14 protein-coding genes, 1 tRNA gene and 1 pseudogene are annotated in these 16,300 nt (G+C 69.4%); 7 read left to right on the top strand and 9 right to left on the bottom strand.

All coding sequences use genetic code 11. The annotated features are described in order from the left end of the window. The 3 genes and pseudogenes from ACFXMV_RS22420 to ACFXMV_RS22410 all read left to right on the top strand — a co-directional run. Positions 1-291, top strand: a pseudogene (locus ACFXMV_RS22420) (hypothetical protein); the annotation flags it as partial. 156 nt (positions 292-447) lie between these two features. Further along, positions 448-1,998 carry a multicopper oxidase domain-containing protein gene (locus tag ACFXMV_RS22415; protein ID WP_378499948.1) on the top strand — a complete coding sequence of 517 codons (1,551 nt, stop codon included), beginning with the start codon at positions 448-450 and terminating at the stop codon, positions 1,996-1,998. 15 nt (positions 1,999-2,013) lie between these two features. After that, positions 2,014-2,340, top strand: coding sequence for a hypothetical protein (locus tag ACFXMV_RS22410; RefSeq protein WP_378499949.1), 327 nt, complete (start codon positions 2,014-2,016; stop codon positions 2,338-2,340). Here the strand turns inward: ACFXMV_RS22410 and ACFXMV_RS22405 are convergent. The 5 genes from ACFXMV_RS22405 to ACFXMV_RS22385 all read right to left on the bottom strand — a co-directional run bounded on the left by ACFXMV_RS22405 (position 2,312) and on the right by ACFXMV_RS22385 (position 7,472). Continuing rightward, positions 2,312-3,814, bottom strand: a complete 1,503-nt coding sequence (locus tag ACFXMV_RS22405; RefSeq protein ID WP_378499950.1) for a DUF4153 domain-containing protein — start codon at positions 3,812-3,814, stop codon at positions 2,312-2,314. The genes ACFXMV_RS22410 and ACFXMV_RS22405 overlap by 29 nt on opposite strands. 101 nt (positions 3,815-3,915) lie before the next feature. Continuing rightward, positions 3,916-4,905, bottom strand: coding sequence for an ATP-binding protein (locus ACFXMV_RS22400; protein ID WP_378499951.1), 990 nt, complete (start codon positions 4,903-4,905; stop codon positions 3,916-3,918). Beyond that, positions 4,902-5,579 (bottom strand): response regulator, encoded by a 678-nt coding sequence (locus ACFXMV_RS22395; RefSeq protein ID WP_378499952.1) that lies wholly within the window; start codon positions 5,577-5,579, stop codon positions 4,902-4,904. The genes ACFXMV_RS22400 and ACFXMV_RS22395 overlap by 4 nt, the downstream gene beginning before the upstream one ends. Positions 5,580-5,658: 79 nt before the next feature. Beyond that, positions 5,659-6,294: a response regulator gene (locus ACFXMV_RS22390; protein WP_378499953.1), complete on the bottom strand. Its 636-nt coding sequence runs from the start codon at positions 6,292-6,294 to the stop codon at positions 5,659-5,661. Beyond that, entirely contained in the window at positions 6,291-7,472 is a 1,182-nt protein-coding gene (locus ACFXMV_RS22385) for a sensor histidine kinase (protein WP_378499954.1), read from the bottom strand. Before ACFXMV_RS22385 ends, ACFXMV_RS22390 begins: the two co-directional genes overlap by 4 nt. Positions 7,473-7,570: 98 nt before the next feature. Between ACFXMV_RS22385 and ACFXMV_RS22380 the strand changes: the two genes are divergently transcribed. From ACFXMV_RS22380 to ACFXMV_RS22370, 3 genes are all read left to right on the top strand, one after another. Continuing rightward, a complete protein-coding gene (locus tag ACFXMV_RS22380; protein ID WP_378499955.1) occupies positions 7,571-8,983 on the top strand; it encodes an acyl-CoA dehydrogenase family protein in 1,413 nt (470 codons plus the stop codon). A gap of 28 nt (positions 8,984-9,011) precedes the next feature. Continuing rightward, positions 9,012-10,217, top strand: coding sequence for an acyl-CoA dehydrogenase family protein (locus ACFXMV_RS22375; protein ID WP_378499956.1), 1,206 nt, complete (start codon positions 9,012-9,014; stop codon positions 10,215-10,217). A gap of 143 nt (positions 10,218-10,360) precedes the next feature. Continuing rightward, positions 10,361-11,986 (top strand): acyl-CoA synthetase, encoded by a 1,626-nt coding sequence (locus ACFXMV_RS22370; protein ID WP_378501065.1) that lies wholly within the window; start codon positions 10,361-10,363, stop codon positions 11,984-11,986. Here ACFXMV_RS22370 and ACFXMV_RS22365 read toward each other — a convergent pair. Both ACFXMV_RS22365 and ACFXMV_RS22360 read right to left on the bottom strand, forming a co-directional pair. Next, on the bottom strand, positions 11,983-12,636 hold the full coding sequence (locus tag ACFXMV_RS22365) for a type 1 glutamine amidotransferase (protein ID WP_378501066.1): 654 nt from the start codon (positions 12,634-12,636) through the stop codon (positions 11,983-11,985). The genes ACFXMV_RS22370 and ACFXMV_RS22365 overlap by 4 nt on opposite strands. Positions 12,637-12,660: 24 nt before the next feature. Beyond that, the gene (locus ACFXMV_RS22360) at positions 12,661-13,470 is read right to left on the bottom strand and encodes a CPBP family intramembrane glutamic endopeptidase (protein ID WP_378501067.1); all 810 of its coding nucleotides are present in this window, start codon (positions 13,468-13,470) and stop codon (positions 12,661-12,663) included. 153 nt (positions 13,471-13,623) lie between these two features. On the opposite strand from ACFXMV_RS22360, the gene ACFXMV_RS22355 reads away from it, so the two are divergent. Further along, the gene (locus tag ACFXMV_RS22355) at positions 13,624-15,807 is read left to right on the top strand and encodes a LuxR C-terminal-related transcriptional regulator (protein WP_378503644.1); all 2,184 of its coding nucleotides are present in this window, start codon (positions 13,624-13,626) and stop codon (positions 15,805-15,807) included. 62 nt (positions 15,808-15,869) lie between these two features. Here the strand turns inward: ACFXMV_RS22355 and ACFXMV_RS22350 are convergent. Continuing rightward, positions 15,870-15,943, bottom strand: a tRNA-Met gene (locus tag ACFXMV_RS22350). Positions 15,944-15,957: 14 nt separating this feature from the next. Beyond that, positions 15,958-16,296: a hypothetical protein gene (locus tag ACFXMV_RS22345; protein ID WP_378503643.1), complete on the bottom strand. Its 339-nt coding sequence runs from the start codon at positions 16,294-16,296 to the stop codon at positions 15,958-15,960. Positions 16,297-16,300: the final 4 nt, after the last annotated feature.

Here is a 16,300-nt window from a genome sequence, read left to right as displayed (position 1 = left end):
CCGACGCCTGTGGAACAACGCCCCAGCAGACAGGACAAGGAGCCCACGCCCCGACCGGCCCCGAAACTGACACACGCGTCCCCGCCGCCGGAACCGCCGGACCTCGGGATCTACGAGCCGACCTGGTGGGAAACCCACATGCACCCGGCAGACCTACCGCCCACCCTCGCCGACCTCACCACCATCACCGACCCGGACCACCTCGCCCAATGCGAACGACTCCGCGCCCACCACGACGAACACCAGGCGATCCTGCGCGAACGCTTCCGCCACCAGCCACCGCCGTTCTAGGCAGGGCGATTCTAGAAAAGCGCGGCGAGCAGCGCATGGCCCCGCGCCTTAACACACCGCGACAGCTCGCACAAGGGCCGCCGGGAGGACCCGTGCCTCCGGATCACCGGCCTCGGGGCGGGCGTCACGCGCACCGCCGCCCCGAAGACTGGACGCATGAACGTCGTCTCCCGCCGCACCTTCCTGATGGGCCTCGCCGCCACCCCGCTCGCACTGTCCGCCGGATGCGCCGTCGGACAATCGAGCCCGGCGAATCAAGGCGGCCCCTTCGCCCGGCCGCTGCCGATCCCGCCGCTCGCGGCCGCCACAGTCGATGCGGCTGGCACAAGGCACTTCACCCTCTCCGCCGGTGCGGGCAGCTCGGAGATCCTCGCCGGAAAGTCCACCGCGACGTGGGGGTTCAACGGTTCGATGCTGGGGCCGACGATCCGCGCACGCCGCGGCGAATCGGTCGCATTCACCATCGACAACGCCCTGCCCGAGGCCACCACGGTGCACTGGCACGGGATGCACGTGCCCGCACGTTTCGACGGCGGCCCGCACCAGACCATCGAGCCCGGTGCCCGCTGGGAACCGGCGTGGACCGTGAACCAGCCGGGCGCGACCCTCTGGTACCACCCGCACCCACACGGCTCCACCGAGAAGCACGTCTACCGGGGGCTGGCCGGACTGTTCCTGGTTGACGACGAGGTCACCGACGCCGTCGACCTGCCCAAGACCTATGGGGTGGACGACATCCCGCTGATCATCCAGGACAAGCGCTTCACCGCCGACGGCACGCTGGACGAATCCGACCCCACCGACATCGGACTGCTCGGCGACACCATCGTCACCAACGGGATCGCGGGCGCCCACCTGTCGGTGAGCACGGAGAAGGTCCGGCTGCGGATCCTCAACGGTTCCGCGGGTCGGATGTACAACCTCGGATTCTCCGACGACCGCGAGTTCCATCTGGTCGCGAGCGACGGCGGGCTGCTCGCGGCGCCGGTGGCGCTCACCCGGGTCCAGCTCAGCCCCGGCGAGCGGGCCGAGATCGTGGTCGCCGTGGACGGGTCGAACACGCTGCTGCGCGCGCTGCCGTTCGCGGACCGCGCCGGCCTCGACCGCGGCGACGCCGCCGCGTTCGGGGTGCAGGACAGCTTCGACATCCTCGAGCTGCGGCCCGGCAAGAACCCGGGCGCCTCCGCGGCGCTGCCCGCGTCGCTCGCGACGATTCCCCGGCTCGACCCGGCGGATGCGGCCGCCGAACGCAGCTTCGAGCTGCAGTGGTTCATGATCAACGGCGCCCAGATGGACATGAACCGCATCGACTTCTCCCCCGCCATCGACACCACCGAGGTCTGGACGGTGCGCAACGTCGACAACTGGCCGCACAACTTCCACGTGCACGACGTCCAGTTCCAGATCATCGACATCGACGGCACCCCGCCGCCGCCTGCGCTGGCCGGCTGGAAGGACACCGTCTACACGCCGCCGGGTGTGCGGTTCCGGTTGGCGCTGCGCTTCACCGAGTACTCCGACCCGACCTTCCCGTACATGTACCACTGCCATCTGCTGCTGCACGAGGATCAGGGCATGATGGGTCAGTTCCTCGTCCTCGAGCCGGGTCAGCGGCCCGCCCCGATGAAGATGGACATGAACATGAAGATGGAGATGCCTGCACCCGCAGCACCCGCTGGCGGCGGACACGGGGGCCACGGCGGCTAGTGGTCGGGAGGCCCGATGGATCCGAGCGAGGTCGACTTCGCGCACACCGACGCGGCCGACAGGAAGCGGCGGGAGAAGGCCACTGAGCTGGCCCGGTTCGCCTGGGACCGGGGCATCAGCGGGGCCGAACTGCTCGACCTGCCCGACGACCGGCTGCGCAAGCTCGCGCGGGCGGCAGGCGCGAATCCACCGAGCACCCGGGAAACCTGGACAGTGGCGGCCGAGCTCCTCGACCAGAAGTCGTCGTGGGCCGCGGCGAACCCCGACCACCCGCAGGCCACTCCCGCGCACGCCGACGAGAAGATCATGTGGGTCAAGAGGCCCATCCCGCCGTGGACTTGAGGCACTGCCCCACCGGCCTCTCCCGCATGATCTCCCTGGCACGCGCCCGCGCGGCGTTGTACTCGAACCACGCCGGGTCGCCGTCGACGTCGATACCGATGAGCGCGCACGACCGCGCCGGCTCCGGCAGCCGGTCGAGCGCGGGCACCGCATCGACCGACAGACCGCGCAGGTACCCGAGGTCGATGTCACCGGTGTCCGCGTATCGCGTCACGTTCCGCTCGGCGATGTAGGCGTCCGGGTTGACTCCCGCGAATCCGAGCAGGCCGACGGCCGCCGACGCCAGGACTGCCCGCGGGAGCCACCGTGCGGACATCCGGATCCCGGCCACGATCAGCGCGACGAAGACCACGCCAAACCACAACTCCGCTGCCATCACGCTCAATCGCAGCCGGGTGAATCCGAACTCGCTCTCGTACAGCGACATTCGGTGTACCGCCGACGCGACGATCACGAGCGTCAAGACGCAGAGCAGCCCCAGGAGCAGCCGTGCCACCGCCCGGTCCCCCGCATGCTGCCGATCCACCTTGCGCACGGCAACCGCGATGACGGCCAGCGTGAGGACCGTGACCGCGGTGAGCTGCCAGAAGCCCTGCCGCGCGTAGTCCGCGTAGGTCAGGTTGTCCGTGTCCTGCACGTGGCCGTCCCCGCCGAACAGCACCCGCACCTGCACTGCGACGAAGCCGGCGAACAACAGGTCAAGCAGCGCCAGCGGCACCGCCCACTCCCACCGCGCGACCGGACGCCCGGTTCGCGGCGCAAGGGAATCGAACCGCGGGGTGCGTCGCCGCAGGTAGGCCGCCGCGAGTGCCGTGCCCATGACGAGGAACCCGAGGATCAGGCGGCCGACCGGGTTCGACACCCGCACGTCCGGGACCACGGCGCCGAACAGCTTGCCGAACTCGGGATCCGCGCTCACGAAGAGGGATCCGAAGACCAGCACCAGGGCGACGCTGATCGCCGTCACCGCGATCAGCCGGCCGGGCTTCACACCGCGCCCCGTGCCCAACCGGGCCCGACCGCGCCGCACCCACCCGGTCACTCGCGCCGGGGTGAACCAGAGCGCGATCGACGCGAGCGCGAGCCCCGTCCACGTCCAGCCCCCGACCAGGGCGACCGATCCGACGACCCAGCTCGCCACGACACACAGGGTGACCAGCCACTCGGCCCCGCGCACCGCCGCGACCGCGAGCAGGGCGAGCGCGCCGGCGACGGCACCGAGCTGGAGTCTCGTCGGGCGCGGGCGAACGGTCGCGAAGGCGGTCGCTGCCACCGCCACTCCGGTGAGCAGATACGCGACGCTCACCACCGTCACCTGCAGGGTCAGGGTCGCGATCGCGCCCGCGCCCAGCGCGGCCGCCAGGGTCGCGCGTGGGGCCACCGAGGTCCGGTCGCGACGCCACATGCCGCGAGGCCATTCCCGTCGGGGCGCCGCCTGCGGTGCGGCGGCTCGATTCATCGTTTCTGCGGTCATCTGGTCCTCCTGCGATCCGCGCCTGCCCGTCGTGCGGGCAGCCGTCATCAAGGGACCGGCTGGAAGGGCCGGACCCCAAAGGGAATTCGTTGTGTGCGGAGCTATGCCTGCGGCAGCGTCACCCGGATGCAGCAACCCGGGCCCGTGCCCTGAACCTCGATCCGGCCTTGGTGCAGTTCCACCGCCCAGCGGGCGATCGCGAGCCCGAGCCCGGTCCCGCCGTCCTGCGCGCCGCCGCGGGTGAAGCGCTCGAACACCCGGGACCGGTCCTGCGCGGGGATGCCGGGGCCGTCGTCGTGCACGTCCAGGATCAGGTCGCCCGAGTACTGGTCGAGTCGGACGCGAACCCGCACAGGTGCATCCGGCGAGCCGTGCCGCGCCGCGTTGTCGATGAGGTTGGTGATCACCTGATGGAGCCGGGCGGTGTCCGCCACAGCGCGAAGGCCCGCAGGCGTCACCTCCACCTCCGCCAGTAGTGGTCCCGCGGGGCCGCTCGCCTGCCTGATCACCTCGTCCAAGAAGGGTTCGATCTCGAAGGTGGTGCGCTGCAGCGGCACGGCGCCGCCTTCGATCCTGGACAGATCCAGCAGGTCCGCCACCAGCTTGCCCAGGCGCTCGGTCTGCGCCAGCGCCGACCGCATCGTCTCGTGATCGGGTGTCTCGACACCGTCGACGACGTTCTCGAGCACCGCCTGCAGGGCCGCGATGGGGGTGCGCAGTTCGTGCGAGACGTTGCCGATCAGTTCGCGTCGGTACCGGTCGTCCGCCTCGAGGTCCTCGGCCATCTGGTTGAACGCCGTTGCCAGCTGCCCGATCTCGTCGCGTGAGGTCGAGCGCACCCTGCGGGAGTAGTCCCCGGTCGCCATCGCCTTCGCGGCGGCGGTCATCTCCCGCAGCGGTGAGGTCATCCCGTGCGCGAGCACCTGGACGACCGCCAGCGAGACCAGCAACGCGGCCAGCAGCGCGAACCGGAACTGCCACTGGGACGTGGCCCAGAACGTCACCGAGGCGAGGAACAGCGACGCCCCCACCACCAGTGCGGTCTTGACCTTGAACGACCGCCACGGATCGAGCGGTCTGGGCCAGTTCATCTCGGCACCTCCAGCGCGTAGCCCACCCCGTGCACAGTGCGGATCATGTCTCCACCCAGCTTGCGCCGCAGCGCCTTCACGTGACTGTCGACGGTGCGACTGCTCGCGGCATCGCCCCAGCCCCAGACCTGCTCGAGCAACGTTTCGCGAGCGATCGCCGCCCGCGGCCGCAACGCAAGGTGCGAGAGCAGGTCGAACTCGGTTCGGGTCAGGTGCACCTCGTCCGAGCCGAGCCGAACCCGCCGGGCGGTGAGGTCGATCGTCACCGCCCCGACGGTCAAGATCTCGGACTTCTCCGGGACGGCGCGATCGGCCCGGCGCAGCAGCGCGGCGATCCGGGCCACCAGCACCCGCATGCTGAACGGCTTGCTCAGGTAGTCGTCCGCACCCACCCCGAGCCCGATCACCATGTCGGTCTCGTCGGCCCGGGCCGTCAGCATCAGTACCGGAACGGGACGTGTGGCCTGGATTCGCCTGCACACCTCGAGCCCGTCGAAACCGGGCAGCATGACGTCCAGCACCACCGCGTCCGGGGCGAAGCTCGCACACGCCGCCACCGCGCCCGGCCCGTCGACGGCCGTCTCGACCTCGTACCCCTCGGCACGCAACCGGGCGGCGATCGACTCGGAGATCCTGCGTTCGTCGTCGACGACGAGCACTCTTCGCGGGGTCATGCAGTCGACTGTATTGGCCGTTTGTGGGGATGCCCCGCAGGAGTTGTGAAGGTTGTGTGCACGTTTTGACGGCTGCGGCTCAGCCGCGTTTGTGCGAGTAGACCGCGAGCCGCACCCGGTTGTCGCAGCCGGTCTTGTCCATCAGGTTCGCAATGTGCGTCTTCACCGTCGTCACCCCGAGGTGCAGCCCATCGGCGATCTCCCGGTTGCTCAGCCCCTCGCCGACCAGGGCCAGCACCTCCTGCTCGCGCACCGTCAGGGTTGCCGCCCCGGCGCCCTCGCCCTCCGGCGGGCCGGTGTCGAGCGCCCGATCGACCAGCCGACGCAGCAAGGACGGCGAGAACAGCATGTCCCCCTCGGCGGTCCGCCTGATCGCGCTCAGCAGGTCGGTGGGTGCGGTGTCCTTGACCAGGAAGCCGGCCGCCCCAGCCGCCAGCGCGGGGTAGAGATGGTCGTCGTCGTCGAAGGTGGTGAGCACCAAGACCTTCGCGGACGATCGCGACCCGAGGATCTGCCTGGTCGCCTCGATCCCGTCCAGCCCCGGCATCCGCAGGTCCATCAGGATCACGTCCGGCGACAGTTCGGCCGACATCCGGATCGCCTCCGCGCCGTTCGACGCCTCACCGACCACCTCGAGGTCCTCGGTCGACTCGCACAGCATTCGCAGCCCCGCTCGGACCAGGCGCTGGTCGTCGACGATCAGCAGTCGGATCATTTCTCTCCTACGCCCGTTGTCGAATCGATGCCGGGTAGCCAGGCGTCGACCTCCCACCCCCGCTCGGTGGGTCCGACATCGAGGGTGCCGCCGACGAGTTCGACCCGCTCGCCCATCCCGATGATGCCGTGCCCGGACGGATTCGAGGTGCCGTCTCCGTGACCCGTGTTGGTGACCCGGACGGCGATGCCTGCGCTTCGGCGCGCCACCGTGACCGCGACGGCGCCGCCGGGGTCCGCATGCTTCATGACATTGGTCAGCGATTCCTGCACCACCCGCAGCAGCGTGAGCCTCCCGATCGCGTCCAGCCCACCGAGGTCCGGGTCCACCTCGGAGGAGACAGCAAACCCGGCGGCGCGGGTCCGCTCGATCGCGGCGGCAATCTCCACCGGCACCGCATCGGACTCGACCAGTGCGACCTCGCCCAACGCCGGATCACGCAGCGCCACCAGCAGCCTGCGGATGTCGGCGAGCGCGTCGGACGCGGTCGCGTGCACGTCGTCGAGAACGCCGTGCACGCGCGGATCGGCGTCGGCCAGCACGTGCCGCGCGACCCCGATACGCAACACGATCGAGGCCATGTGATGCGCGACGAGGTCGTGCAGCTCCCGCGCCAGGGCGCTGCGCTCGGCCGCTCGGGCGTGGAGTTCGGCGTCCGCCCTGCGTGATTCGGCCTCCACCGCCTGTGCTCGGTAGGTCACCGCGAGGTCCCGCTGCGCGCGCAGATACAGGCCGACCAGCAGCGGCAGGCCGACGTAGGCCACCGCCGCGACGGCGGTGGCGGCGCGCCAGAACGTCGAATAGCTGTCCGACCAGAGCCCGGCGAGCACGGCTCCGGCCCAGCAGGCGGTGGCCGTGACCACCTGCCAGGTCCGATGCGTCCGCATCGCCACCTCGGCCAGCGCCACCGCCCCGAGATACGGGACAAGTCCGGACAGTCCCCACGAGTGCGCCGCGAACAACGGGACCGCCAGCGCGGACAGCGCCACCGACACCGGCAGCGGCCACCGGTCGCCGACCACGAATACCGCGGCCGCCGCCATCGACAGCAACCAGTATCCGATCGGCACCTGGTACTCGCCCGGAAAGTTGCTGGCCAGCAGCATCAGGGGCACCAGCACCAGGGGCAGGCAGCGCACCAGCAGACGCAGGTCACGACGCGGTCGGATCTCGATCACGACTCAACGGTAGGTGAGGGACCAGGGGCGTTTCTCGACTTCCTACCTTACTCCGGAGTAAGATAACGGGCGTCCACGACCGATACACCGAGAAACTGGTGATCATGAGTAAGCAAGACAGCGTTGTGAGAGCGAACGGCGCCAAGCGTGAGCCCCGCGATACCTCCGCAGTAGGCCTGAACCCGGTGAAGCGGGACGCGATGGGGGCGGCCATGCGGGTGCTGACCAGGATCACCGGGTCCGAGTTGGCCGAGAAGTACAACCTTCGTCAGACGATCGACCGGGTCACCTACGAGGGCACCAAGACCGGCTTCAAGACGCTCGGCGCGGCCACCCGCACCTTCACCAAGGTCTCCGGCGGCGGCCAGCCGAAGCGCCTCCCCGACGGCGAGGCCAAGAACGCCGACTACTTCGACCTCACCCCGAACGACGAGCAGAAGATGATCGTCGAGACGGTCCGCGAGTTCGCCGACGAGATCCTGCGTCCAGCCGCGCACGACGCCGACGCGGCAGCCGCATCGCCCGCCGACCTGGTCGCGCGGGCCGCGGAGCTCGGCATCACGCTGATCAACGTGCCCGAGGAGCTCGACGGCGCAGCCAGCGAGCGCGGCGCGGTCACCAACTCCCTCGTCGCCGAGGCACTCGCGCACGGTGACATGGGCCTGGCGTTGCCGATCCTCGCGCCCAGCGGCGTCGCGGTGGCACTGACCCAGTGGGGCACGGACGGACAGCAGCAGACCTACCTCCCGGCCTTCACCGGCGAGAAGGTACCGAACGCGGCCGTCGTGGTCAGCGAGCCCCGCGCGCTGTTCGACCCGTTCGCGTTGCAGACCAAGGCGGTTCGCTCGCCCAGCGGCTACAAGCTCAACGGCGTCAAGTCCTTCGTCCCCGCCGCCGCGGACTCCGAATTGTTCCTCGTCGCAGCGGAACTCGACGGGAAGCCCGCCTTCTTCATCGTCGAATCCGACGCGAAGGGCCTCGTCGTGGAGGCGGACCCGAGCATGGGACTGCGCGCGGCGGGCCTCGGCCGACTGATCCTCACCGATGTCGCGGTGCCCGAGTCCGCCATCCTCGGCGACGGTGACGCCGATCAGCGCGCCACCGACTACGCGAACGCGATCCGGCTCGCCCGCCTGGGCTGGGCCTCGATGGCGGTCGGCACCGGTCAGGCCGTGCTGGACTACGTGATCCCCTACGTCAACGAGCGCGAGGCGTTCGGCGAGCCGATCAGCCACCGTCAGGCGGTTGCCTTCATGGTCGCGAACATCGCCATCGAGCTCGACGGTCTGCGGCTGGTCACCCTCCGCGGCGCGTCGCGCGCGGAACAGGGCATGTCCTTCGCCCGCGAGTCCGCGCTGGCCCGAAAGCTGGCATCCGAGAAGGGCATGCAGATCGGCCTCGACGGCGTGCAGCTGCTCGGCGGCCACGGCTACACCAAGGAGCACCCGGTCGAGCGCTGGTACCGCGACCTCCGTGCCATCGGCGTTGCCGAGGGCATCGTCCTCATCTGACGCGGCCAGTCATTACTAGGAGACTCTCATGATCAATCTCGAACTCCCCAAGAAGCTCAAAGCGTCGGCGAACCAGGCGCACCAGGTAGCCGCCCAGATCCTGCGGCCGGTCTCGCGCAAGTACGACCTCGCCGAGCACGAGTACCCCGTCGAACTCGACACCATGGCCGCCATGGTCGAGGGCCTCAACGACTCCGGCACCGGCGCATCCGGCGCCGCCCTCGGCCGCGGTGACGCGCCGAGCGTCATCGGCAACGCCAACGGCGGCAACATGGCCTCGCTGATGAACGTCATCGAAACCTGCTGGGGCGACGTCGGACTGACCCTGTCGATCCCTTACCAGGGCCTGGGCAATTCGGCCATCGCCGCGGTCGCCACCGATGAGCAGCTCGAGCGGTTCGGCAAGGTGTGGGCCTCGATGGCCATCACCGAGCCGAGCTTCGGCTCCGACTCGGCCGCCGTCACCGCCACCGCGGTCCTCGACGGCGACGAGTACGTCCTCAACGGCGAGAAGATCTTCGTCACCGCGGGCGAGCGCTCCAGCCACATCGTGGTGTGGGCGTCCGTGGACAAGTCGAAGGGCCGCGCCGCCATCAAGTCCTTCGTCGTGCCGCGGGACGCACCTGGCCTGTCCGTCGCCCGTCTCGAGCACAAGCTGGGCATCAAGGCCTCCGACACAGCGGTGCTGCTGCTGCAGGACTGCCGGATCCCGAAGGACAACATCCTCGGCGACCCGGGTGTGAACGTCGAGAAGGGCTTCGGCGGGGTCATGCAGACCTTCGACAACACCCGCCCGATCGTGGCGGGCATGGCGATCGGCCTCGGCCGGGCAGCGCTCGAGGAACTGCGCGAGGTCCTGTCGGACGCGGGGGTCGAGGTCTCCTACGACACCCCGGCCTACAACCAGCACGCCGCGGCCGCCGAATTCCTTCAGCTCGAGGCCGACTGGGAGGCCGCCTACCTGCTGGCGCTGCGCGCGACCTGGATGGCGGACAACAAGAAGCCGAACTCGCTCGAGGCGTCGATGTCCAAGGCCAAGGCAGGCCGTACCGGCACCGCGATCTCGCTCAAGGCGGTCGAGCTGGCGGGCACCTACGGCTACTCGCAGCGCCCGCTGCTCGAAAAGTGGGCCCGCGACAGCAAGATCCTCGACATCTTCGAGGGCACCCAGCAGATCCAGCAGCTGATCATCGCGCGCCGCCTGCTCGGCAAGTCCTCCGCCGAGCTCAAGTAGCCGGACACCCCACCTGACGCTGGGGCGCCCTCGTTTCGAGGGCGCCCCAGCGCCGTTTCGAAACCGGTGACTGCGACCTCCGCCGGCACTAGGCTGAGAGCCGTCCATCAGCGATCGATTCTGGGCTCAGGGGGGCAATTCCAATGCCGGGTGTTCTGACGAAGGTGACCGACACTCTCGGGGCGGCGAGGGTGATGATGCGCGCGGGTCTCGTCCCGTTTCCCCGGGTCGACCGGGGTATCGCCAGCATTCTCGCGGTCCGCAAGTACGGCCCCTTCGCCGGACCGATCCACGCGCACGCCGAGGCGGGCCTCGACGCGGTCGCGATCATCGACGAGCGCGGGCAGCTGACCTACGCGCAGCTCGAGCAGCAGTCCAACGCGCTGGCGCGCGCCTGGGAGGCCGACGGCATCGCCCCCGGGTCGGTGATGGGCGCGATGTGCCGCAACCACCGCGGACTCGTGCTCACCATGCTCGCGGCCGCCAAGCTCGGCGCCAAGCTGGTCCTGATGAACACCGGTTTCGCTCCCCCGCAGTTGGTGGATGTCGCTGCCCGCGAACAGGTTCGGGCATTCGTCTATGACGAGGAGTTCGCCGACGTCGCCGCGGCCCTGCCGTCGGATGTGCGCCTGTTCCTGTCCTGGGGTGAGGACTCCGGGCGCCATGCGCGGATGCTGGACGATCTCATCGCCGGCCAACCCACCCACGCCGTGCCCCATCCGCCGACCCACGGCAGCTTCGTGCTGCTCACCAGCGGCACCACCGGAACACCGAAGGGCGCCCCCCGCGAGCGAACCTCGCCGCTGGCGTCCGCCCAGTTCCTCGACCGGGTGCCGCTGCGCCCCGGCCAGACGATGGTGATGGCGGCGCCTGCCTTCCACGGCACCGGCATGTCCCAGTTCGCGATCGCGCTTGCGCTCGGCCAGACCGTGATCATGCAGCGCAGGTTCGACCCCGAGGAGAGCGTCCGGCTCGTCGCCGAGCAGCGGGCCGACGTCCTCGTCGTTGTGCCGACCATGCTGCAGCGGATCATCGACCTCGGCCCCGCGACCCTGTCGAAGTACGACACCACCAATCTCAAGATCATCTTCGCCGCGGGATCCGCCCTGTCACCCGACCTGTGCAGGCGCACCACCGAGGCGTTCGGCCATGTGCTGCACAACCTCTACGGCTCAACCGAAGTCGCGGTCGCGACGGTCGCCACCCCAGCCGACCTCGCGATGGCCCCCGGCACCGCGGGCAGGGCGCCGGTGACCTGCCACATCGAGCTCTACGACGATGCGGGCGTGCGGATCACCGAGCCCGAGACGGTTGGCCGGATCTTCGTGGCCAGCGGTCTGAGCTTCAGCGGATACACCGACGGCCGCGACAAGGAGCGCATCAACGGCCTCCTCTCGTCCGGCGACGTCGGCCACTTCGACAGGAACGGGCTGCTCTTCGTCGACGGCCGCGACGACGACATGATCGTCTCGGGCGGCGAAAACGTCTATCCGCTCGAGGTAGAGAACCTGCTCTACGAACGTTCGGATGTGCTGGAGGTGGCCGTGATCGGTGTCGACGACACCGAATTCGGCCACCGCCTCAAGGCTTTCGTGGTGCCGAGCGCGGACTCCACCCGCGACGACCAGGTGCTCAAGGCATACGTGAAGGAGCGTCTCGCCCGCTACAAGGTGCCCCGCGAGGTGGTGTTCCTCGAGGAGCTGCCCCGCAACGCCACCGGAAAGCTGCTGCGACGGGTCCTGATCGAGATGGATTCGACGGAGGATTAGCCGAGGAAGGCACCGATGACGATGCGGCCGACGGCCTCGACGCTCGCCAGGTGGTCGGCGTCGGGGACCGTGCCCGCCGGCATGTGCTCACGCAGGACGGGTAGCTCGGCGGCGGTCAGCTCCACATGGAACTGCAGACCGTAGGAGTTGTCCCCGATCCGGAAGGCCTGGTGGGGATAGGACGCGCTGCCGGCGAGCAGCACCGCCCCCTCCGGCAGGTCGAAGGTGTCGCCGTGCCAGTGCACCACCGGCACCTCGCCGTCGATACCGCCGAAGACCTTGTCCGACTTGCCCGCATCGGTGAGGGTGACCGTCCCGGCGCCGAACTCCCCTGCCGGACCCTGGAATACGTCGGCCCCGAGCGCCGCCGCCATCAGCTGAGCACCGAGGCACACGCCCAGCACCGGGACACCGAGATCGAGGCAGTCCCGAATGAGTGCGCGTTCGGAGGCAAGGTGCGGGTGCCCGGCGTCGTCGAGCGCGTTCATGGGTCCGCCCATGACAATCAGCCCCGCGCAGTCCGCCGCATCCGGGAGCGGCTCGCCGGCATACGGCGCACACGTCCGGTACCGAATCCCCTTGGCGTCCAACATCGTCGCGATCAACGCGGGCCCCTCGAACGGGACATGGGTCACGATCCACCAGTTCATGCGTGCATCCTCACATGCGGGCGATCACATGGCGATCAGTGCCGCGCCGCCGATGATGGACACGGTGAACATGACCCAGTCGTTGATGATGTGCGCGCCGGTGGAGACCCACAGGTTCTTCGTCCGGATGTAGGCCAGCGTCAGGACGAGCCGGGCGCCGCCGATGACGATGAAGGCCTGCGCGAAGTTCCAGTCGTAGGTGGGCAGGTGTGCCGCACCGAACCAGACCGCGCTGATCAGCCATGCGAGGACGATCGCGGTCTTGCGGGACAGCTTCGCCTTCGAGTACAGGAAGTACAGCAGCGCGAGGAACGGCAGCATCGTGAAGATCTCTTCGCCGAGCAACTGGATGCCGGTGCCGACGTAGAACGCGACGACGTCCAGCGCGCCGTCCTTGCCGACGTCGTCGGCCGCCGTGTTCCCCGCCGCGCCGAACAGTGCCATAACGATCGCCCCGAGAGCCGCCGTCACGGCGATGTTGAGGACGGCGAAGCCGAACATGAGGCGCACGTCGCGTCCGGTGACCCGGCGGAACAGGGCGGTCCAGTGGTCGCGGGTGACCAGTGCGAGCACGGTCAGCGGGATGGCGACAAACAGGATCCGAGGGATCAGGTCGACGACGTTGTTCGGGGCGGGGATCTGGGTCAGGGCGACGAAGCCCACCGCAACGGACGCCCACACGGCGATCCACTGGCCGACCGACAGGGTCGTCGGAGTCCCGTTGTAGAACGGGAAGTCGGCAGCGTCGTCACGTTCGATCAGGTGTCCGAAGCGCTCCGCGGACGGCACCGACTCGTGACGGGCGCGTTCTTCGGACTGATGTGCGTTGCTCAAGGGGTTCCTCCTGAATGCCAGCCCCGCTCCGACGTTCTCGATCACGTCGGCCTCACCTGTGAGCGTAGGGCGAACCGGCGGCATCGACCCCGTCCTGGAACGCTAATCACCCAGGTGAATCCCAGGCGGCAGCACCCGCGAGAATGTGCGGTGATGTATCCCGTAACGAAGTTCCGCCCGCCGACTACCGGCCCTCGCTCGATCCTGCGCCTAGACGTGCTCGCCCTGCTCGAACGCCGGGCGCGCGCTGTCGTGGTCCGGGCGCCGGCGGGGTACGGCAAGACCACAGTGATCACCCAGTGGCTCCAGCACCGGGACACGGCGCGGTCGGTGTGGGTCAGCCTCGACGACGACGACAACGATCCGGGCGTGCTCTGGGACGCGATCGCGACGGCCGCCGCGGCCGCGGGACTCCACGGCCGTGCGGATGCGAAATCCGGCGAGGTCCGGGCGAACGTCATCGTGCCGCTGCTCGACGCGTTCGCCGGATCCCCCGACAGCTGGACCCTCGTCCTCGACGACGCCCACCTCATCACCCGGGAGCAGACCCTCGCGAGCCTCGACTGGTTTCTCGGCCGGATCCCGGAGAACCTCACCGTGGTCGTCAGCACCCGGATCCCGCTCGAACTCCCCGCGTTCACCCGACTGCGTGCGCGAGGGGACGGCATCGAACTCTCGTCGGCGACGCTGCGCCTAGGCTCCGCTCAGATCGCGGACCTCCTCTGCCGCGCCCACGACCTGCGATTGACTGCCGACGAGGTGCAGCGCATCGGTGATGCCACCGACGGCTGGCCCGCCGCCGTCACTCTCATCGGATCGGCGATGTCCCACGGGCATTCCCTGTCCCGCGTCGTGTCGCAGCGGCCGGACGACGACGCCGGACTCAACGCCCTGGTCCGTGAGGGCTTGGCGGGCAGCACGCGCGACGACTACGACCTGCTCCGCCGCATGTCGGTCTTCGAACGGTTCGACGCGGCAATCCTCACCGAGGTCCTGCAGAGCGACCACGCGTGGACGGTGGCGATGGACGTCGCCGACTCCACCGGCCTGATCGCGGCCCTGGACGACGACGGCTGCTGGTGGCGGCTGCATCACCTGGTGCGGGAACGCCTCCACTCCGAACTCGGTCGGGTGGACCCCGCCGGCCGCCGCGAGTTGCACCGTCGGGCGGCCGGGCATTTCGAGGGGGCCAACGACGTGACCGCGACGATCCATCACCTGCTTGGCGCCGAGGACTACGACACGATCGCCGACATCCTGTCCAACGTGCGCGCCAACTCGGTCGTGCCGCGACAATCGCTCGGGTTGAGCTGGCTCGAACGAATCCCCCTGTCGGCGCTCGAACGCGATCCGCGCCTGGCGTTCTGGGAGGCGTGGGCGAGCGCAACCGGGGGCGATGCGGCCCGCCGTGATCGCGCCCTCGCCCGGGGGCGACTCGCATCGCCGACGAAACCGGTCGACGCCTTCCGCACCTGGGACGACGTCGAGGACTTCATCCACGGGTCCGCCTGCTACGACGACGTCGGCTCCTCCCGGCGGGCCGGGGAGAGGTTCCTCACCCGGTACAACTCCACCGTCCCACTGGTTCCGCTGGCGGAACTGCGCCTGGCGACGATGCTGTACCTCGAGGGCCGCTGCGCGGAGGCACTTGAGGTGCTCGACCGACTGGACCAGGGGCCTCCCCTGGCCCGTCCACTGCGGCTGTTCGTCCCCGCGTACCGGGCGCTGTGCCATCTCGAACTCGGCGACCGGGCATCGGCCGCCGTCGAGGTCGAACGATGCGCCCAGGCCCGCATCGCGTTCCAAATCGGTCCCGATCCCGTCTACCTGCCCGCCGAACATGCGCTGGCCCGGCTGCAGATCGAGCGGGGCGAGCCGACGCTCGGACTCGCCACTGCCACGAGCGCACTCGAGTGCGCTCGTAGCGGCGGTGGCGACACGGTTCTCGTGGTGCCACACCTGCTGATCGAGGTGGCGCGGGCGCACCTTGCGTTGGGGAACCGGGACGAGGCCATGGTCGCACTCAGCCGCGCGGAGGAACTGTGCACCGGCGCTATAGATGTGGGCGCCCTGTCGGCGCGGATCACCGAGATGCGCGAGACGTTCCGGCTGTACCGCACCTACGCCGGCAACCGTGAGACCCTGAGCCGCCGCGAGCTTGAGGTTCTCGCCCTCCTGCCGACCCCGCTGAGCGCCGCGGAGATCGCCTCTGAACTGTTCGTCTCCGTCAACACCGTCCGCAGCCACGTGAAGTCGATCCACCGGAAGCTCGAGGTGACTTCGCGGGGCGAGGCGGTCGCGGCCGCGCGTCGCGCGGGCCTCGTTGGCGCGCAGTAGGAATCGACCGACAGCGGAAACGACAGAAGGCCCGGTCCTGTTGGACCGGGCCTTCGTCTTCGTAGCGGGGACAGGATTTGAACCTGCGACCTCTGGGTTATGAGCCCAGCGAGCTACCGAGCTGCTCCACCCCGCGCTGCACTGATAACTCTACACGAGGATCGGGACGCCCTCGACCACGGCCTCAGCCCGCTCCTCCGCCGACCGATCCAGGGCCTCCCATGCCGACTCGTAGCGCCCACGCGTCACTCGGTCCGAGTCCAAGAGCAGAGCGTCCATGAGCAGCCTCGGGTCGCGCCGCCACGATTCCGTCACCAGCGCGACCTCCCTATTGGTGAGCACACCCGATCGGGCAACCGCGAGGATCCACTCGTCGAACACACCGCCATGGATCTTCTCGACAGCGTCGACGTCGAATCCCCCCTCGACGAAGTCGCGGGAGAACATTGCGGCGAGGTAGTCACGAGCTGTCAGCTGTTCGGTGGTCATGTTC

The sequence above is a fragment of the Rhodococcus sp. NPDC059179 genome, assembly GCF_042754885.1.
Lineage (GTDB): Bacteria > Actinomycetota > Actinomycetes > Mycobacteriales > Mycobacteriaceae > Rhodococcus_G.
Note: the sequence above shows the minus strand (reverse complement) of the source record. Positions and strands in the feature narration are given on the sequence as shown.

Coding starts and splice junctions, on each gene's coding strand:
- ACFXMV_RS22415 (WP_378499948.1), top strand. CDS start 448: ATGAACGTCGTCTCCCGCCGCACCTTCCTGATGGGCCTCGCCGCCACC.
- ACFXMV_RS22355 (WP_378503644.1), top strand. CDS start 13,624: ATGTATCCCGTAACGAAGTTCCGCCCGCCGACTACCGGCCCTCGCTCG.
- ACFXMV_RS22390 (WP_378499953.1), bottom strand. CDS start 6,294: ATGATCCGACTGCTGATCGTCGACGACCAGCGCCTGGTCCGAGCGGGG.
- ACFXMV_RS22400 (WP_378499951.1), bottom strand. CDS start 4,905: ATGAACTGGCCCAGACCGCTCGATCCGTGGCGGTCGTTCAAGGTCAAG.
- ACFXMV_RS22405 (WP_378499950.1), bottom strand. CDS start 3,814: ATGACCGCAGAAACGATGAATCGAGCCGCCGCACCGCAGGCGGCGCCC.
- ACFXMV_RS22395 (WP_378499952.1), bottom strand. CDS start 5,579: ATGACCCCGCGAAGAGTGCTCGTCGTCGACGACGAACGCAGGATCTCC.
- ACFXMV_RS22370 (WP_378501065.1), top strand. CDS start 10,361: ATGCCGGGTGTTCTGACGAAGGTGACCGACACTCTCGGGGCGGCGAGG.
- ACFXMV_RS22365 (WP_378501066.1), bottom strand. CDS start 12,636: ATGAACTGGTGGATCGTGACCCATGTCCCGTTCGAGGGGCCCGCGTTG.
- ACFXMV_RS22375 (WP_378499956.1), top strand. CDS start 9,012: ATGATCAATCTCGAACTCCCCAAGAAGCTCAAAGCGTCGGCGAACCAG.
- ACFXMV_RS22345 (WP_378503643.1), bottom strand. CDS start 16,296: ATGACCACCGAACAGCTGACAGCTCGTGACTACCTCGCCGCAATGTTC.
- ACFXMV_RS22410 (WP_378499949.1), top strand. CDS start 2,014: ATGGATCCGAGCGAGGTCGACTTCGCGCACACCGACGCGGCCGACAGG.